This window comes from Saezia sanguinis (genome assembly GCF_003991585.1).
Classification (GTDB): domain Bacteria; phylum Pseudomonadota; class Gammaproteobacteria; order Burkholderiales; family Burkholderiaceae_C; genus Saezia; species Saezia sanguinis.
This window is the reverse complement of sequence record NZ_PQSP01000002.1, coordinates 26,528-45,787: the sequence shown is the minus strand read 5'-3', so window position 1 is coordinate 45,787 and position 19,260 is coordinate 26,528. Positions and strand designations below refer to the sequence as shown.

At 51.7% G+C, this 19,260-nt stretch carries 14 protein-coding genes; 6 read left to right on the top strand and 8 right to left on the bottom strand.

Translation table 11 applies throughout. The annotated features are described in order from the left end of the window. Window positions 1-428: 428 nt before the first annotated feature. The gene (purB, locus tag CUZ56_RS04340; RefSeq protein WP_126978652.1) at window positions 429-1,814 is read left to right on the top strand and encodes an adenylosuccinate lyase; all 1,386 of its coding nucleotides are present in this window, start codon (window positions 429-431) and stop codon (window positions 1,812-1,814) included. A 55-nt stretch (window positions 1,815-1,869) separates the two neighbouring features. Here the strand turns inward: purB and CUZ56_RS04335 are convergent, their stop codons facing one another. After that, window positions 1,870-2,328 carry a DUF3717 domain-containing protein gene (locus tag CUZ56_RS04335; protein ID WP_126979624.1) on the bottom strand — a complete coding sequence of 153 codons (459 nt, stop codon included), beginning with the start codon at window positions 2,326-2,328 and terminating at the stop codon, window positions 1,870-1,872. Window positions 2,329-2,760: 432 nt separating this feature from the next. Here CUZ56_RS04335 and CUZ56_RS04330 point away from each other — a divergent pair, with 432 nt between their 5' ends. From CUZ56_RS04330 to CUZ56_RS04310, 5 genes are all read left to right on the top strand, one after another. Further along, window positions 2,761-3,468: a TerC family protein gene (locus CUZ56_RS04330; RefSeq protein WP_126978650.1), complete on the top strand. Its 708-nt coding sequence runs from the start codon at window positions 2,761-2,763 to the stop codon at window positions 3,466-3,468. 284 nt (window positions 3,469-3,752) lie between these two features. Next, complete coding sequence (locus CUZ56_RS04325; protein WP_162615250.1) at window positions 3,753-4,010, top strand: FeoA family protein; 258 nt, start codon at window positions 3,753-3,755, stop codon at window positions 4,008-4,010. Window positions 4,011-4,089: 79 nt separating this feature from the next. Further along, window positions 4,090-4,308 (top strand): FeoA family protein, encoded by a 219-nt coding sequence (locus CUZ56_RS04320; protein WP_204250826.1) that lies wholly within the window; start codon window positions 4,090-4,092, stop codon window positions 4,306-4,308. A gap of 26 nt (window positions 4,309-4,334) precedes the next feature. After that, entirely contained in the window at window positions 4,335-6,692 is a 2,358-nt protein-coding gene (gene feoB / locus CUZ56_RS04315) for a Fe(2+) transporter permease subunit FeoB (protein WP_126978644.1), read from the top strand. A gap of 1 nt (window position 6,693) precedes the next feature. Further along, entirely contained in the window at window positions 6,694-6,915 is a 222-nt protein-coding gene (locus CUZ56_RS04310; RefSeq protein WP_162615249.1) for a FeoC-like transcriptional regulator, read from the top strand. Window positions 6,916-7,009: 94 nt separating this feature from the next. On the opposite strand, the gene CUZ56_RS04305 is transcribed toward CUZ56_RS04310, so the two are convergent. The 7 genes from CUZ56_RS04305 to pilQ form a co-directional block, all read right to left on the bottom strand. After that, window positions 7,010-8,476 (bottom strand): glutamate synthase subunit beta, encoded by a 1,467-nt coding sequence (locus tag CUZ56_RS04305; RefSeq protein WP_126978641.1) that lies wholly within the window; start codon window positions 8,474-8,476, stop codon window positions 7,010-7,012. 53 nt (window positions 8,477-8,529) lie between these two features. Next, window positions 8,530-13,296 (bottom strand): glutamate synthase-related protein, encoded by a 4,767-nt coding sequence (locus tag CUZ56_RS04300; protein WP_126978639.1) that lies wholly within the window; start codon window positions 13,294-13,296, stop codon window positions 8,530-8,532. A gap of 139 nt (window positions 13,297-13,435) precedes the next feature. Continuing rightward, window positions 13,436-14,131 carry a transposase gene (locus CUZ56_RS04295; protein WP_162615248.1) on the bottom strand — a complete coding sequence of 232 codons (696 nt, stop codon included), beginning with the start codon at window positions 14,129-14,131 and terminating at the stop codon, window positions 13,436-13,438. Further along, window positions 14,131-15,297 carry a deoxyguanosinetriphosphate triphosphohydrolase gene (locus CUZ56_RS04290; protein ID WP_126978635.1) on the bottom strand — a complete coding sequence of 389 codons (1,167 nt, stop codon included), beginning with the start codon at window positions 15,295-15,297 and terminating at the stop codon, window positions 14,131-14,133. The genes CUZ56_RS04295 and CUZ56_RS04290 overlap by 1 nt, the downstream gene beginning before the upstream one ends. A gap of 5 nt (window positions 15,298-15,302) precedes the next feature. Next, a complete protein-coding gene (aroB, locus tag CUZ56_RS04285) occupies window positions 15,303-16,403 on the bottom strand; it encodes a 3-dehydroquinate synthase (protein WP_126978633.1) in 1,101 nt (366 codons plus the stop codon). A 44-nt stretch (window positions 16,404-16,447) separates the two neighbouring features. Beyond that, window positions 16,448-16,996: a shikimate kinase gene (locus tag CUZ56_RS04280; RefSeq protein ID WP_126978631.1), complete on the bottom strand. Its 549-nt coding sequence runs from the start codon at window positions 16,994-16,996 to the stop codon at window positions 16,448-16,450. Window positions 16,997-17,069: 73 nt separating this feature from the next. Continuing rightward, window positions 17,070-19,235, bottom strand: coding sequence for a type IV pilus secretin family protein (gene pilQ / locus CUZ56_RS04275; RefSeq protein ID WP_239442039.1), 2,166 nt, complete (start codon window positions 19,233-19,235; stop codon window positions 17,070-17,072). Between the last annotated feature and the right edge of the window lie 25 nt (window positions 19,236-19,260).

Sequence of the window (19,260 nt, the reverse complement as noted above, 5' to 3'; positions counted from 1 at the left end):
AGCGCCTGAAAACCCGATTTCAAAATACTGAAAACGTAACCTTACGTTCTGTACCTCATCCATATGCAAAAGCACCCGCTCAATTTAATGGATGTCAATCAGAAGTTGTATCGGACAAACCCGCTCAGGGAAAACACCATCCTTTTCAAGCCTGTAAACTGCCTTGGTTGCGCGTGATTAGAACCGCCTAAAACCCGCATGGTTAAGCCATTTTCAAAATAAAAACAAAATATGAGTTCATGGTTATTTTTAAACCTGTCTTATCCCGCAAACAGCTTGTCACATCGCTTGCCACACATGTCCCTGCTGAAATGAACGTCTTTTTAAAACGCCGAGAACCACTAATTCCGGTTGGATAAACAAACCCACCTAAAATAGCTTTTTCAGTATCTTTTGCACAAAAGATCACGTTTCACGAAGGAAAATTCATGGATATGTCCCCACTGACCGCTTTATGTCCGCTGGACGGGCGATACGCCGCCCGTTTGAATCCATTACGCCACGCACTGTCTGAATACGGCCTGATGCACCGCCGGGTACAGGTTGAAATTACCTGGTTCATCGCTTTGTCAGATGCCGGTTTCACCGAATTTCCTTCGCTGTCTGAAAAGGCACGCTCACACTTAAATGCTTTGGTCAAAAACTTTTCTCCAGCCAATGCGCAGGAGATTAAAGACATAGAAAAAACAACCAACCATGATGTCAAAGCAGTTGAATATTGGATTAAAAACCAGTTCAAAGCATGGCCGGACGTTGCCCAGGAACTGAATGCCGTGGGAGAGTTCGTGCATTTTGCCTGCACCAGTGAAGATATCAACAACACCTCTCACGCCCTGATGCTGAAAACCGCACGCGATGACGTGCTGCTGCCGGCACTGGATGGCATCATCGCCACGCTGCAACGTCTGTCCAGCGAGCATGCACAGACCTCCATGCTCAGCCGCACGCACGGCCAAACCGCCAGTCCAACCACCGTTGGCAAAGAAATTGCCAACGTGACCATTCGCTTGCAGCAGGCGCGCCAGCGCATTGCGCGGGTTGAACTGCTGGCCAAAATGAATGGCGCTGTCGGTAATTACAACGCGCATATGGTTGCTTACCCCGACTATGACTGGGAGGCATTTTCACGCCACGTGGTACAAGATGAGCTGGGGCTAACGTTTAACTCCTACACCATTCAGATCGAACCCCATGACTATATGGCCGAACTGTTCGACGCCATTACCCGCCTGAACACCATCGGCATTGATTTTGCACGCGATGTCTGGGGCTATATTTCTTTCCATTATTTCAAACAGCGCCCCAAAGCTGGAGAAATCGGTTCGTCAACCATGCCGCACAAAGTCAACCCGATTGACTTTGAAAATGCCGAAGGCAACTATGGCCTGGCCAATGCATTGCTCGCCCACCTGTCACAAAAACTCCCGATCAGCCGCTTCCAGCGTGATCTGACCGACTCCACCGTCCTGCGCAATATGGGCGTTGCATTCGGCTACACGCTGCTGGCATGGGACAGCCTGGCAAAAGGCCTAGGTAAGCTGGAAGTCAATGAAGCGGCACTGGCCGCCGACCTGGATGCCGCATGGGAAGTGCTGGCCGAGCCCATTCAAACCGTGATGCGCCGCTACGGGCTGCCCAACCCGTATGAGCAGCTCAAAGAAATGACCCGCGGCAAGCAGGTCACAGCAGAAACATTACATGCGTTCATCGATACGCTGGATTTGCCGCAAGCCGAAAAAACCCGTCTGAAAGCGCTGACTCCAGCCAACTACATCGGCAAAGCCGTTGAACTGGCCAAACGATTGCATCCGTAAAGCTTGTTTTAATTTCATTTCCAAAACCACTTCCTGGCAGGAAGTGGTTTTTTATTTAACCTTTTTTCTTATCCTCGTCCGGCGACACCGGCTGATCGTCTTTGGCAACGTCTGCTGCCCTCTCTTTATACCGGGTGAAACGCCATGCGGTACCTTCCTGAACAATCCGCCGCCAGACAGCGCGTTTTTGCGGTGGCGTCATCGCCGTCCAGTACTGCACCTCCTCGAAAGTGCGCCCGCACCCCTTGCAGACCATATCTCCCTGACTGGTCGTGCAGATGGCAATGCATGGTGCATCCGGTGTAGTCAGATACCATTGCATCCAAGCCTCTTTGGCTTTCATAGACATTTGTGCCGGGTCTATTTCCGTTTTTTTCTGATACACCATCAGCCCGTACACTGCTGCCAGTTCACGCAACGGTGCCCCCAAAGACACCCCCTCAATCATCCCTGGCTGCACCCGCCAGTAATTAATCGCCGCCTCAATATCTGTAATGTGTATTTGCGTTCCCATAGCCGGATTGTAAGAATATCTGTCCACCTGTTTGGCCTCTTGTCTGCAAGTCCTTGTCTTTTATGATTTAATATGCACCTGAGGTTTTATGTGAACAAACATAAGATTCTCAAGAAGGGGAGTAACTCGCGTTGTGCTCAAAATTTGAGCAGCACAGCGAAGGTAAATCGTCAATACGAAGCTTTTTAAACGCTTCCGGTTTACCTGATTTGTCACACCGACATGTTGAGCCAGACCTTCAGCGATATCTGACTGACTGCCAGGTCACAACCTGGAGGTATGGCTTACGCCAAGTGCAGATGATTGTTGAAGCTGGTTTCTGAATTCCCAGCCATCTCTCATTTTGTGCTTTTCTGCCCATATTTCCACTTGACCTGCTGTGATGCAGATACACGCTAAGGCGTCTGTTATCAACTTGAATAAGGTCTTTATATGGAATTTTTATCTGCTGCCTGGTTTTGGGCATTGTTATCCATCATTTTGCTGGACTTGGTGCTGGCAGGCGACAACGCCATTGTGATTGCGCTGGCAGCACGGCACCTGCCTGCGCACCTGCAACGCAAAGCCATTATCTGGGGTACTGCCGGTGCTATCGGTATACGGGTTTTAATGACGCTGATCGTTGCCTGGCTGCTCACCATTCCGGGCCTGAAACTGGTCGGTGGCCTGGGCCTGCTCTGGATCGCGGTCAAGCTGCTGAAACCCCACGATGCACATCCCGATGAAAACGCCTCCCATGGACACGCTGCTCCCATGAGCTTCCTGGCAGCGTTAAAAACCATTGTGATTGCTGACGCACTTATGGGGCTGGACAATGTGCTGGCCGTTGCCGGCGCGGCTCAGAATGATTTCGGGCTGGTTGTTATCGGTTTGCTGATCAGCATCCCCATTGTCGTTTTTGGCAGCACGCTGGTGCTGAAGCTTATTTCCCGCTTTCCATCCATTATTTATATTGGCGCGGGTATTCTGGCCTTCACCGCAGCCAAAATGATTGTCAGCGAACCTTTGTTAGACCCGGTTCTGGCAGCAATACCCCAACTGGTCGTCTATATCGTTGAAGCACTCATGGTAGTTACCGTATTGGGTATTGGATGGCTAATTGCACGCAAAAAACAAAGCGCTACCGGGTTTTCCAAATAACTGCGCTTTTACCAGCATCCAAACGCCGCACAACGACCCACTGTGCGGCGAAAAATTTGTTTGCAAACAGAAATATATCACACGATAAAATTGATAGAAATCAAAGAGATAACAGGAATCTAATTGACAATTATTATCATTCAATACTAGAATGGTAACAACTCCTGAAGTCAGTAAGAACAATATCTGATTTATCATCCACAGCACCTCTACTGACACTTAGGATATTGGTTACGCTGAGCGCAGATGCATATTGCGCTTTTGCTGCTTTAATGGGATTTGTCATGTCCTCAAAACCTGCCCTCGGGCCCTGTCTGCCATTGCCTTTAGCTCCCATTGGGGAGCCGGTTCGCGTTGTCAATTTCGGAACCGGCAAAAATACAGCCCACCGTCTGGCCAGCATGGGAATCAATCCTGGCAGCGTTCTGAAAACCATTGAGCACGCGCATGGCGGATTGATTGTTGCCATTGGCAACACCCGCCTGGCCATAGGCCCGGGTATTGCGCATCAGGTGATGGTCACGCCTACCGATACACCTTAATTGAAACAGGTACTGGCTTTTCCGTCAGTCCTTATTTAAAACACAATAAACAGACCATATGACTTCAAGCCTCACAGACATGAAAGTTGGTCAGAACGCACGCGTTACAGGCTTTACAAAAACTGAGGGCGGAAAAGCCTATCGTCAAAAGCTGTTGGCAATGGGGTTGACGCCAGGCACTGAATTCACTGTCACACGCCTTGCCCCGATGGGAGACCCGGTTGAAATCAGGCTTCGCGGTTTTTCACTGAGTCTGCGTAAACACGAGGCCGCCTCACTGCAAGTTGAACTGCTGTGATACTTACTTTCCATTGGGTATAAGAGATGTCCAATATCAAACACACCATCGCGCTCATTGGCAATCCGAACAGCGGTAAAACCACCTTTTTTAACGCATTGACAGGAGCCCATCAGCAGGTTGGCAACTGGCCTGGCGTAACCATCGAACGGAAATCCGGCTATTTTGTCCACGAAGGCCATAAGATTGAAGTCATTGACCTGCCCGGCCTTTACTCACTAGATACCACTGACAGCAGTGTATCGCTGGATGAGCAGGTGGCTCGGGATTATGTGCTTTCCGGAGAGGCTGATGTCATTGTCAACATTGTGGATGCCTCCAATCTGGAGCGCAACCTGTTCCTGACAACGCAACTGCTGGAAATGGACGTACCGGTCATCGTTGCGCTGAACATGGTGGATGTGGCAGAAACCCGGGGAATGGCGCTGGACACAAACAAACTCCAGCAGGAAATAGGGTGCCCGGTATTCCAGATTATTGCGTCCCAGGGCCAAGGGGTGGCAGAACTGAAGAATCATCTGGCAACGTCAGAGAACTTTAAACTACCTGCTGCCCAACCGGTTTACCCTCCGGCAATGACGCAGGCCGTCAACACCGCGATTCCCAACGTCGCAGCACTTTGCGCGCAACGCCAGCTTAACCCGCACTGGGCCGCACTCAAAGCGCTGGAAGGCGACCACGGTATTACCCAGTTACTGACGCCGGAACAAAAAGAAGCCATCTCTCAACTGCGCGAGCAGACTGAAACCATCCTGGGCGATGACATTGACATTGTCACTGCCGATGCACGCTACGCCTTCATTGGCAAAGTGGTTCATGATGTCATTACACGCAAACAGCAGGTCTCCAAAACCACCTCAGACAAAATCGACCATATTGTCCTGAACCGGTTTCTGGGCATCCCGATTTTCCTGCTGCTGATGTACCTGATGTTTTTGTTTACCATCAACCTGGGTGGTGCATTCATCGACTTCTTTGACAAACTGTTCGGCACCTTGCTGGTCGATGGCCTGGGCCACGGCCTGGAAGCCATGGGCTGCCCGCAATGGCTGAAAGTGGTTTTGGCCAACGGCATCGGCGGCGGGATTCAGACCGTTTCCACATTTGTCCCGGTCATCGGATTTCTGTTTATTTTCCTGTCCATTCTGGAAGACTCGGGCTACATGGCCCGTGCCGCCTTTGTCATGGACCGCTTCATGCGGTTTATCGGGTTGCCCGGAAAATCCTTTGTTCCGCTGATTGTCGGTTTTGGCTGCAATGTACCGGCCGTCATGGCCACGCGCACGCTGGAAAGCCGGCGTGACCGCATGATGACCATGGCCATGGCACCCTTCATGTCATGTGGTGCCCGGCTGCCTATTTATGCTTTATTTGCGGTTGCCTTCTTTCCCAGTGGGGGACAGAACCTGGTCTTTGGCCTGTACCTGATCGGTGTTGCTGCTGCCGTGCTGACAGGTCTGGCGCTGAAGCACACCTTATTACCCGGCCAGGGCATGCCATTCATCATGGAGCTGCCCCCTTACCACCTGCCAACCGTCAAGGGCATACTACGCCACACCTGGGACCGGCTTAAATCTTTCGTGCTACGCGCCAGCAAAGTCATCATCCCAATGGTGATGGTATTAAACATACTGAATTCTGTTGGAACCGACGGCAGCTTTGGGCATGAAGACAGTCAGGAATCTGCTCTATCCGCAATCGGTCAAGCCATCACCCCGGTGTTTCATCCGTTAGGCGTAACCGACGAAAACTGGCCTGCCGCAGTGGGCATTTTCACCGGCCTGCTGGCCAAAGAAGCCGTGGTGGGAACCCTGAACGCGCTTTATGCCCAGGCCGGACAAGAGGCTGCCGCAGAAGAAGGGGCGGCGGAGCCTGAACCATTCAGCCTATGGAGCGGTGTTGCCGATGCATTCAAAACCATTCCAACCAACCTGATTGCATTGAAAGACAGCCTCCTTGATCCTCTGGGGCTGGGTGCCGTCAAAGCAGAGGGTTCTTTAGAAGAAATTGCCGAAGGACAGGAAGTTTCCGTTGCCACCTACGGCGCCATGGTAAAAATGTTTCCAAGTACAGCCGCCGCATTTGCTTACCTGCTGCTGATTCTGCTCTATTTTCCATGCGTAGCCGTCATCGGTGCCATTGCACGTGAAGCCAGCTTGCGCTGGGCCGGTTTTGTCGCGTTCTGGAGCACGGCATTGGGCTACTGTGTCGCGGTACTGTTTTATCAGACAGCCACGTTTGCACAACATCCGGTTTATTCAGCATCGTGGATCATTGGCATTCTGATCTTTATGGCTGTTGTGTTGCTGGTCATGCGCCAGTATGGTTTGCGTCACGACATCTCAGACGCACCAGAACACCAGGCCAAAACCCAAGGAGCGTGATATGACGCCCAGCGAACTCAGAGATTATTTAAAACAGCATCATCAAGCCAGCCTGGCTGATCTTGCAATTCATTTCAACTCAGACCCGCAAGCGGTCAAAGCAGCCATGCACACCTGGATCCGCAAAGGAATGGCCAGCGAGACTGCCGCATCTTCAGGCTGCGCCAAGGGTTGCTGCGAATGCAAGCCGGAAAATATCACGGTCTATCGCTGGCTATCCTGACACGCCGCTTAAGCTAAAAAGACAAAAAATGGCCTTACATTAAACCCAAAACGGATGAATGTAAGGCCAAGGGTTGAAGACGAGTTTCAATAACTCATCGAGGCAAATCAGATACGCCCATTAAAAATTCATCAATGGCTCTGGCTGCCTGGCGACCCTCGTGGATTGCCCAGACCACCAGGCTTTGTCCACGGCGCATATCGCCTGCAGCGAACACTTTAGATACATTGGTTACATAACCATCGACCAGATCTGTCGTGGCCTTGGCGTTGCCGCGTTTGTCCACTTCCACACCAAATGCTTCCAGCGTTTTGGCCATGGGATGCACAAACCCCATCGCCAGAAATACCAGATCGGCTTCCAGTGTCTGCTCGGTTCCCGGAATTTCCTGGAACTTACCGTCTTTTAACTCCACACGCACCGTCTTCAGTGCTGTGAGCTTGCCGTTTTTACCAATAAACTCTTTGGTAGAAATAGCAAATTCGCGTGTGCAACCTTCCTCATGGCTGGTGCTGGTGCGCAGCTTATAGGGCCAGTCCGGCCAGGTCAGCAGCTTGTTCTCATGCTCAGGCGGCTGTGGCATCAACTCGAGCTGCACCACACTCTTTGCACCCTGGCGGTTGCTGGTGCCCACACAGTCGCTGCCTGTATCACCACCGCCAATCACAACCACACGCTTGTTTTTCGCGTTGATCTGATCTTTGACTTTACCGCCTGCGTTGGCTTTGTTCTGCTGCGGCAAAAATTCCATGGCAAAGTGAATTCCGTCCAGATCGCGGCCAGGCACCGGCAGATCACGCGAAACTTCGGACCCTCCGGCAAGCAATACCGCATCAAACTCCTGCATTAGTTCTTTTGCAGATACTTTGGCCTTTGACCAGTTGGTCACCTTGCTGTCTTTCGGCCAGTCTCCCACAACAACCCCGGTGCGGATTTCCACGCCTTCTGCTTCCAGTTGCTGGGCACGACGGTCAATCAACCCTTTATCGAGCTTGAAGTCTGGAATACCATAACGCAGCAAGCCGCCGATCTGGTCATTTTTCTCGAACAGCACCACATCGTGCCCGACGCGTGCCAGTTGCTGTGCGGCAGCCATCCCGGCAGGCCCTGCGCCCACCACAGCCACACGCTTGCCGGTTTTATGCTTGGCCTGTTTGGGCTGAATCCACCCAGACTCCCAGGCCCGGTCGATGATGGCGTGCTCAATGGACTTGATGCCTACAGGCGCTTCATCGATATTGAGCGTGCACGATGCTTCACAGGGCGCAGGACAAACCCGCCCCGTAAACTCAGGGAAATTGTTGGTGGAATGCAAAACCTCCAACGCCATCTGCCACTGACCGCGAAAAACCAGGTCGTTGAAATCAGGAATCACGTTATGCAAAGGGCAGCCATTGTTACAAAATGGCGTGCCGCAATCCATGCAGCGCGCGCCCTGCGTCTTGGCCTGTTCATCGTCAAGCCCAATCGTGAACTCGTGGTAATGCTTCAGCCGCTTTGCAACAGTTTCGTGCCCTTCTTCTATCCGGGCGAACTCCATGAAGCCAGTAATCTTACCCATGGTTGAATTCCTTATACTCTGATTCGATCGTGAGGTTATATCTTTTCGCTGCGTTATTTTGCTGTACTGCCAGCACGCTCCTTGTTCTTGCTTGCTTTCGCCACAGGCTTGGCTTTGCTGCTCTGCTGCTTTTCACTTTGCGCATACAGTTCACGCATGGCCCGCTTGTATTCGTGCGGAAAGACTTTGACGAATTTCGGGAACGCTGTCAGCCAGTTATCCAGAATATGCCGTGCACGCATGGACCCGGTCCACTTCAAGTGGTCACTGATCGTTTTGCGCAGCAATTCCTCATCACTCAGCAACTCACCGTCCTTGCCACGCGCCCAAAGTGCTTTTTCAACATGCAGCTCCTGCTCAGCCTTGGTCAGAACCTGTTCCAGCCCAACCATCGAGGTGTTGCAGCGCGATGCAAAATCGCCTTCTTCATCATAGACGTAAGCCAAACCACCACTCATGCCCGCAGCAAAATTACGGCCGGTTTTACCCAGAACCACTGCAATGCCGCCGGTCATGTATTCACAGCCATGGTCGCCCGTGCCTTCGACAACGGCTGTAGCGCCGGACAGTCTCACGGCAAAACGCTCGCCGGCAACGCCACTGAAATAGGCCTCCCCCTGGGTTGCACCATACAGCGCGGTATTGCCCACAATGATGTTCTGCGCAGGATCACCGCGGAATTCAACATTCGGGCGCACAATCACGCGCCCACCTGACAACCCCTTGCCGGTAAAGTCATTGGCTTCACCAATCAGGTACAGCGTTACGCCATGCACCAGGAATGCACCGAAACTCTGCCCGCCAGTTCCTTCAAACTGGATGCGAATGCTGTCGTCATCCAGCCGTTTTCCGGCACGGCGGCGCACAATTTCACCAGAGAGCATCGCGCCCACGGTACGGTTGATGTTACGGGCGGTTTCGATGAACTGTACTTTCTCATCGTCATCCATTGCGCTTTGGCATTTCTTGATCAAACGATGATCCAGCGCATTTTCAAGCCCGTGGTCCTGCGTATCCACATGGTAACGCGGCACATCGGCAGGCACTTGCGGCTGGTAGAAAATGCGGGAGAAATCCAGCCCTTTGGCCTTCCAATGCTCAATGCCTTTGCGCATATCCAACAGGTCAGAGCGCCCGATCAGATCATTGAATTTGCGAATACCCAGTTCCGCCATGATCTGGCGCACTTCTTCAGCCACAAAGAACAGATAGTTAATGATGTATTCCGGTTTTCCGGTAAAGCGCTTGCGCAGTTCAGGGTCTTGTGTTGCCACACCGACCGGGCAGGTATTCAGATGGCATTTGCGCATCATGATACAACCCATGGCAACCAGCGGAATGGTTGCAAAACCAAACTCGTCAGCCCCCAGCAGGCCACCAACGACCACGTCACGTCCGGTTTTAATCTGTCCGTCCACCTGCACACAGACACGGCCCCGCAGACGGTTAAGCACCAGCGTCTGCTGCGTATCCGCCAGCCCGATTTCCCAGGGAGAGCCAGCGTGCTTGATTGACGTCAGAGGTGAGGCACCGGTTCCGCCGTCGTAGCCGGAAATCACAATGTGATCAGCCTTGGCTTTGGCCACACCCGCAGCCACTGTTCCCACACCGGTTTCAGCCACCAGCTTCACGCTGATAGACGCATGGTGGTTGACATTTTTCAGGTCGTGAATCAACTGCGCCAAATCTTCAATGGAATAAATGTCGTGATGCGGTGGCGGTGAAATCAAGCCAACGCCTGGCACAGAATAACGCAGGTAACCAATGTAAGGCGACACTTTGGTACCCGGTAATTGACCGCCTTCACCAGGTTTGGCACCCTGAGCCATTTTGATCTGAATCTGGTCGGCGCTGACCAGGTATTCTGCCGTGACGCCAAAACGACCGGAAGCCACCTGCTTGATGCGCGAGCGCAGCGAGTCACCCGCCTGCATGGCATAGTCAACTTCCAGATTATCTTTGCCCACCACGTCGCTGACCATGGTTCCAGACTGAATCGGGACGCCTCTGAACTCATTGATGTAACGTGCCGGATCTTCGCCGCCTTCGCCGGTGTTGCTCTTGCCGCCAATCCGGTTCATTGCAATCGCCAGTGTGGTATGGGATTCTGCACTGATGGAGCCCATGGACATGGCACCCGTCACAAAGCGTTTGACAATCTCTTTGGCCGGCTCCACTTCTTCCAGCGGAATGGCTTTGCTTGGGTCCGTCTTGAACTCAAACAGCCCGCGCAACGTCAGATGCCGTCTGGACTGGTCATTGATAATGTGGGCATACTCTTTATACGTATTGAAATTATTGGCACGGGTGCTGTGCTGCAGCTTGGCAATTGCCTGCGGCGTCAGCAGGTGCTCTTCGCTGTTGGCACGCCAGGCATAGTCGCCGCCGCCATCCAGCATATGCTCCAGCACCGGGTCATTGCCAAATGCTTTCTTATGCAGGTTAATGGCTTCCTGCGCCAGTTCAAACACACTGACACCGCCCACCTGTGAGGCAGTCCCCTTAAAGTATTTTTCAATCAAATCGCGGTTCAGGCCAATGGCTTCAAAAATCTGTGCCCCACAGTAAGACATGTAGGTGGATATGCCCATTTTGGACATGATTTTGGAGAGCCCTTTGCCAATGGCTTTGATATAGTTAGCCACCGCTTTTTCCGCTGACAGATCACCGGAAAACTCTTTATGCATATCGGCAATGGTCTCCATGGCCAGATAAGGATGCACCGCTTCTGCGCCATAACCGGCCAGCACAGCAAAGTGATGCACTTCGCGCGCGGCACCGGTTTCAACCACCAGCCCGGTCAGGGTGCGCAGCCCTTCCTGCACCAGATGCTGGTGTACCGCAGAAAGCGCTAACAGTGACGGAATGGCAACCTGGTCTTTGCCGAGGTTGCGGTCGCTGATGATGACAATGTTATAACCGTCCCGGATCGCATCCTCTGCTTCGGCGCACAGCGATGCAAGCTTCGCTTCAATCCCTTCGTTGCCCCAGGCCAGCGGATAGGTAATATCGAGCACATAGCTCTTGAATTTGCCTTGCGTATGGTGCTCAATAGAGCGCAGCTTTGCCATTTCTTCCATGCTTAAAATGGGCTGCTGCACTTCTAGGCGCAAAGGCGGATTCACCTGATTGATGTCAAGCAGATTAGGCCGCGGCCCAATGAAAGACACCAGCGACATCACAATGTTTTCGCGAATGGAGTCAATCGGCGGATTGGTCACCTGGGCAAACAGTTGTTTAAAGTAAGTGAACAATGATTTGTTCTGGTTGGACAACACGGACAACGCCACATCGTTCCCCATGGAACCATTGCCCTCTTCCCCCTTGCTGGCCATAGGCGCCATCAGAAATTTAATATCCTCCTGCGTATAACCAAAGGCCTGCTGCCGGTCTAACAGAGGAATATCACTGCGTGGCAGCTCTTCAGGTTTGAATGACATGTCATCCAGACGGACCCGCAGGTTTTCAACCCACTGTTTGTAAGGCTTGCTGTGGGCCAGCGTGGATTTGATTTCTTCGTCATGGATCATGCGGCCCTGTTCCAGATCGATCAGGAACATTTTGCCTGGCTGCAAGCGCCATTTACGCACAATTTTGCTGTCTGCAATCATCGGCAAGACACCCGCTTCAGATGCCATGACCACCAGGTTATCATCGGTAATCAAATAACGTGACGGACGCAGCCCGTTGCGATCCAGCGTGGCGCCAATCTGGCGGCCATCGGTAAAAACGATGGAGGCCGGGCCATCCCAGGGTTCCAGCATAGCTGCATGGTATTCGTAAAATGCGCGGCGACGCTCATCCATCAGGGTATGTTGCTCCCATGGCTCGGGGATCATCATCATGATGGCCTGCGACAGCGGATAGCCTGCTGCCACCAGCAGTTCCAGGGCATTATCAAGCGTTGCCGTATCGGACTGACCAAAAAAGCTGATGGGATACAGCTTCTGCAAATCAGCGCCCAGTACGGGAGAAGACATCACCCCTTCGCGGGCACGCATCCAGTTGTAATTGCCTTTTACCGTATTGATTTCGCCATTGTGCGCAATCATGCGGTAAGGGTGTGCCAGCGACCACTCGGGGAATGTGTTGGTGGAAAACCGCTGGTGCACCAAAGCCAATGCAGAAACACAACGCGGGTCCTGCAGATCTTTGTAATACCAGCCGACCTGGTCTGCCAGCAACAAGCCTTTGTACACAATCGTACGAGAAGACATGCTTGGCACATAGTATTCTTTGCTGTGCGTCAGTTTGAGGTGCTGAATTGCACTGGATGCGGTTTTGCGGATAACGTACAGCTTGCGCTCCAGTGCATCCTGCACAATAACATCAGCACCGCGCCCAATGAAAATCTGGCAAATGACAGGCTCTTTTTGGCGCACTGTCGGAGACATTGGCATTTCTTCATCAACAGGAACATTGCGCCATCCCAGTACCACCTGGCCTTCCGCACGCACTGCACGCTCCAGTTCACGGATACATGCCAGACGCGACGCGTGTTCTTTGGGCAGAAACACCATGCCCACGCCATACTCGCCAGGGGGAGGCAGTTCAATACCCTGTTGAGCCATTTCTGCACGGTAAAAATCATCCGGAATCTGAATCATGATTCCGGCACCGTCACCCATCAGCTTGTCTGCGCCCACGGCACCGCGATGGTCGAGGTTGATCAGGATTTGCAGACCCTGTTCAATAATTGAGTGAGATTTTTCACCCTTGATATGTGCAACAAAACCAACGCCACAGGCATCGTGTTCATTTTCGCTGCGATATAGGCCCTGCTCTGTGCAGGCTTTAATTTCTTGTGCCAAAGAGGTCATGTAAGACTCCAGCATGTACTGTGTTTATCGTGGAGTCACAAGCATAATTTGTTGTTATTGGATACGCAAGCATTAATTTAATGGGGTCCGTCCCTATTTATATAAAAATATTAATGAATTAAAAATAGGGACAGACAATTTAATTGAGCTCTGATTTGGCCGGGCGTCCTCTAGGGCGAACGCGCAATGAACAGCCCACCTGCTGCTCCAGCAATGAAAAGTATGCATCTTCACCTAAGATGCCGTTACGCAAAACCGTCTGTTCAATGTGCCGCGTGTCCGCACGGCTCACGAGTTTTTGACACCATTCGCGGTAAGAGGCCTCGCGTTCATGAGATGTATCGCCCAGATCCCAATAAGCCGAAGGCGTCTGCAAAAAAGAGACGAATTGTTGACCAATATGATGGGCATAACTGCTCCAGGGATAAATCCCCGGTGCGCCAACCAGCCCGGAATACACAGGAGAGACATCAATGAACCGCATGACTCTCAGCAGCCATTGCGGATCAACCAGCGCACAGGCAAACCGGTCCAGCCATAACCCGCCGCGCCAGCCAAACTCACGATTCATGGCCGACACAAAATAGCGCGAATGCGCCTGTATGAGCTGGCTCACCCCTTCTTCACTTTCCGGGCGCAGCAACAGATAAATACGGTCTGACAACAAAGCGTAGGCATAAGCAGCAACCTTACACTCAGGCAACAATGCTGCCAGCGTGCTCAGGTATGTTTCGTAACTCCCGTTGTTACGAAATAAGGGGATTCGCTCCGGGCGGACACGTTGCACAACCAAATGCAACTCGCCTGCCACTGAGCGCCGGGCTTTGCGCACCACTATAAAGCCCCCTTCATCTTGCCTGCACTGTAAAAGCTGCTGTCAGCAGGAAATAAGTGCTCACCGGTCAGCCGCGCATGTTCATAAATGGCAAAACGGTCGGTCATGCCGGCAATATAGTCTGCCACTTGCCTGGGGATATCGTTGGCAGATATTTCAGGCGAAGCCTCATGCGGGTAGGTGCAATAGACATGAAACAAGTCATGCACAATCTGCCTGGCCTTGTTCATGGTATCCATCACCTGCGGGTGGCGATACAAATGCTTTAACAAAAATGTTTTAAGCTCATGACTCATGCTGCGCATCTCTGGCGAAAAAACCACCAATGGCGGCATCGCTCTGACATCATCAACATGCCCGGGCTGAAAATGCTTAAGTTGCGCATCTGTTGCATCAATCACATCATAAACCTGCGCCGAAAGCATACGCCGGATCGTCTCAAACAATAGACGCTTGCCTCGCAGTTGAGGGTATTCTTTCAGTACATCATCGCGCCAGTACAAAAACAGCGGAACCTGCTCCATCTGCTCTAAAGAAAGCAGTCCGGAGCGCACGCCGTCATCAATATCATGTGCGTTGTATGCAATTTCATCGGCCAGATTGGTAAGCTGCGCCTCCATACTTGGCCGCTGATGTGACAAAAATCGCTGCCCGACATCTCCCAGCGTTTTTGCCACCTGAGCAGAGCAATGCTTTAAGATACCCTCGCGTGCTTCATAACACAGGTTCAGCCCGTCAAAATGAGGGTAACGTTTTTCCAGGCGATCCACCACGCGCAAACTCTGGATATTATGCTCAAAACCGCCATGTTCACGCATGCACTCGTGCAAGGCATCCTGTCCGGCGTGTCCAAACGGTGTATGCCCCAAATCATGCGCCAGTGAAATGGCCTCCACCAGATCCTCGTTCAGCTTTAATGTACGGGCAATCGAACGCCCAAGCTGGGCCACCTCCAGCGAATGCGTCAGCCTGGTGCGAAACATATCACCCTCGTGATTGATAAACACTTGGGTTTTATACACAAGCCGGCGAAAAGCACTGGAATGGACAATGCGGTCCCGATCACGCTGAAAATCACTGCGCGTGGGTGCAGGTAACTCCTGAATATGTCTGCCCCGTGTCATCTGCGGATGACAGGCATAAGGCGCAAGCAAATCGGCAGACATCGCGTTCAGATACCTTGATGGGCATGCAAAACTTCTGCAACCAGATCATGAGGCGCGGATTGAATCACCGCCGTTCCAAGCCCATTGAGCAGCACAAACCGGATAACACCGCCTTCTGTCTTTTTATCGACCTGCATCAATTCCATGTATCGCGATAGACCCAAAGCGGGTGCTTTGGTTGGCAGCCCGGCACGTTCAATGATGGACTGAAGGTATTGAGCATCCGCTGAGTCAAGCAAACCCATTCGGCATGACAGATCGGCAGCCATCACCATGCCGCACGCGACAGCCTCGCCATGCAGCCATACGCCATAACCGGCACCGGCCTCAATCGCATGCCCAAACGTATGACCAAAATTCAAAATGGCACGCAACCCACTTTCCCGCTCGTCCTGGGCAACAACTTCCGCTTTGATCTCACATGAACGACGAATGGCATGGGTAATAGCGGCCGGATCTAACGCCAGCAAATCATTCAGGTGCTGGTCAATCCAGGACAGAAAGCGTGTGTCATAAATAGGCCCATACTTGATCACTTCGGCCAGCCCTGCTTTCAACTCACGTTCCGGCAGCGTTGAAAGGGTTGAAATATCAGCCACTACGCGCTGGGGTTGATAAAACGCTCCGATCATGTTTTTGCCTAGTGGGTGGTTAATGGCCGTTTTACCACCAACCGAAGAATCCACTTGTGCCAGCAACGTCGTCGGGACCTGCACATAGGGAACACCGCGCATATAGCACGCTGCGGCAAAACCAGTCATATCGCCAATAACCCCACCGCCTAAAGCAAACAGCATACATTTGCGGTCCGCCCCTGTGCCAAGCAAGCCATCAAAAATAAGGTTCAGCGTGTTCCAATCTTTATAAACCTCACCGTCCGGTAGTTCAATAAGCTGTGTATGAGAAAAACACTGCCGCAAAGTCTGCTCAAGTCGCTTTGCATACAACGGCCCAACGGTGGTGTTGGTCACAATCACGGCACCGGTTACAGCCCCCAAACGATCAAAGCAGGAAGCGTCAAGCAATAAATCCGGGCCAATTAAAATGTCATAAGACCGTTCAGCCAGGTCTATGGTCAACGATGAATTAGGGACAGATGGTTTCATAAGCTCAAGTATATAAAACTACCTTCTCCTATGCTCAAGGTGCCTTAATTGCCTGCATTAAAAACATACCCGGCCAGTTCAAGCTGAGAAATAATCAATGAAAGTAACACCTGATGCGAAGATCCATGCTTTGTTGTATCTGCAATAAAGTGTGCCACTTCACGATACAGCGGATCACGCTGCTTTTTCAGTTCATGCAATTGGTGCAATGGATCTGTTACCTGGAGTAGCGGCCGCTGCTGATCATTCCGCAACCGACGAAACAATTCATCCGGACTGGCATTCAGGTAAATAACAAAAGCCTTCTCTTTAAGCAAACGGCGGTTGGATTCGCGCAATACAACCCCGCCACCGGTAGATATCACGCCTGAACTGTCGCCCTGGAGCAGAGTGCATAAAATCTGCTCTTCAATATCACGAAATGCACTCTCTCCGCATTCTTCAAAAAAAGACCGAATTGATTGCCCTAACTGTTCTTCAGCCACCTGGTCAGCATCAATGTAAGGTAACGACAGGCGTTGGGCCAACCGATGTCCGATTGTTGTTTTCCCTGCGCCTGGCAAGCCCACCAAAACAACCGGTTTTCTTAACATGCGTCTATTTTATCTGTTTAAAAATAATAAAAAGCGTACTCCAAGGAGTACGCTTTAAACAGGCCACTAAAAATTAGAGTGTTCCACCAAACGATGGTGTAATGCCTCTGCTTAACCCATCGTTCATGATACGTGGCGTAATAAAGATCAACAGCTCAGAGCGTGATGTTGATTTGTTGTTATTACGGAAGAAGTTACCAATCAGAGGAATATCACCCAGCAAAGGAATCTTGGACTGCGTAGAAGATTCACTCTGTGTATAAATACCACCAATCACCACTGTACCGCCATTTTCAACCGTTACCTGCGTATTCACACGTTTCGTATTGATAGCAGGCCCAGCAGTCGTATTCTCACCTCGCGTATCCTGGCTGATATTGATGTTCATGCTGACATTACCATCAGGTGTGATCTGCGGTGTCACCTCTAACAACAGCACTGCCTTCTTAAATTCAACCGATGTGGCACCACTTGCCGTTGCATTCTGGTAAGGAATTTCCACCCCCTGTTCCACTGAGGCCGTCACAGAATCTACCGTCATCAACCGTGGGCTAGCAATATCACGCCCATAGTTTTCAGACTCCAGGGCTTGCAATTCAAGCTGAAGATATTTGCCCTCAGAAGGAGAGAATTGCAGCGCAAAGTAGCCTGGTTGGGTTGCATTCAACGACAGTGCTGGCAGGTTGAACATGTTAAACAAATCATTGTCTCTGCTATATTCATTTGAATCTTCATCATCGCCAGATGATTGCTCCTCAGAAGGCATTGTACCGCCACCAGTCCAGTTACCGGACCAGCCTACACCGCTCAAACGCGTCCCGATGCTACGTCCCCAGCCTTCAGAAGCTTCAACAATCCGGGCTTCAATGACCACCTGTCTGACAGGAATATCGACCTGAGCAATCACTGCTGCCAAGCTCTCCAGCCGGGAAGGCACGTCCGTGACAATCAGCTTATTGGTCCGAGGGTCTACAATCACGGTTCCTCGCTCGGAAAGCATAGACGGTGGCTTAACGCCTGATGTTGTAGTTGAACCTCCACTGGGTTTCAACGCATTCATAACCGCTTCCGCTTTTGCATAGTTCAGTTGGAAAATTTGGGTACGCAAAGGTTCGAGCACCTCGCTTTCACTCTGTGAGCGCATCCGCTCCCGCATCATGTTATTGATTTCATCACGCGGTGCGATCCACAGCACATTCCCGTTCCTGTCTGCTGCCAAACCCTTGGCCTGCAGAATGATATCCAGCGCCTGATCCCAGGGCACATCTTTCAACCGCAAAGTCAGGCTGCCACGCACAGAGTCAGATGTTACAACGTTAAAGTCTGTAAAATCTGCAATCACCGCCAGCACGGCACGCACATCGATATTCTGGAAATTCAGTGTCAGCCGTTCGCCTCGGTAACCAACCCCCTGCACCAGTTTGGTCGGATCCTCCTTGATCGGATGCAGTTCCAGTACAAACTGATTACCTGCCTGAAAGGCTGATTGATCCCAGTTCCCGGTCGGTGCAATCGTCAGACGTACATTTGCGCCTACCTGTTCGGCGGTTACCGTCTTCACCGGGGTTCTGAAATCGCTGACATCCAGCCGGCGACGCAATGATACCGGTAAAGTGGTCTGAAACACATCAACCACCACATTGCCGCCCTGCTGACGAATGTCAATTGCGGTCTGGTCTGAAGGCAAAGTAACAATCACAGCCCCTGCACCATCCGCAGAAGTACGAAAGTCAATATTCTGCAAGTCTGTTGATACAGGCGCTGGCGCTGCAGGCTGTGCTACCGGGGTCGATGCAACCGAAGTTGTCGCTGCTGGAGAAAACGGTGTGGTTTCAACCGCTGCTGACGCTGCCGCTTGCAATCCGCCTAACCTGACCAGCAATGTATTGCCGGACATTTCTGTTGTGTACGTTGTTGCCGTTCCCAGGTTCAATACCAGTCGGGTACGATCATTGGCCTGCGCAACTGAAATAGAGCGCAAGTTCCCCTGACTCAAATCGACAACAGATCGGTTCATTCCATTGACAACGCCTGGCAAATCCAATGCAATACGCGCCGGACTCTGAATCACAAACCCTTCAGGAGCCTGTGTCAGCGGTTCAGAAAGCTGAACCTTCACCACAATCTCACCGGATTGCACACCGCTTGTAATTGACTGAATCGCCGTTTGTGCCCATGCATGCCCTGCAAGAACCAGCCCGACAATCAATCCCCCTGCATTTTTTAACCATTGCTGCATATTCATTTTTCGCTTCGCATCTCTA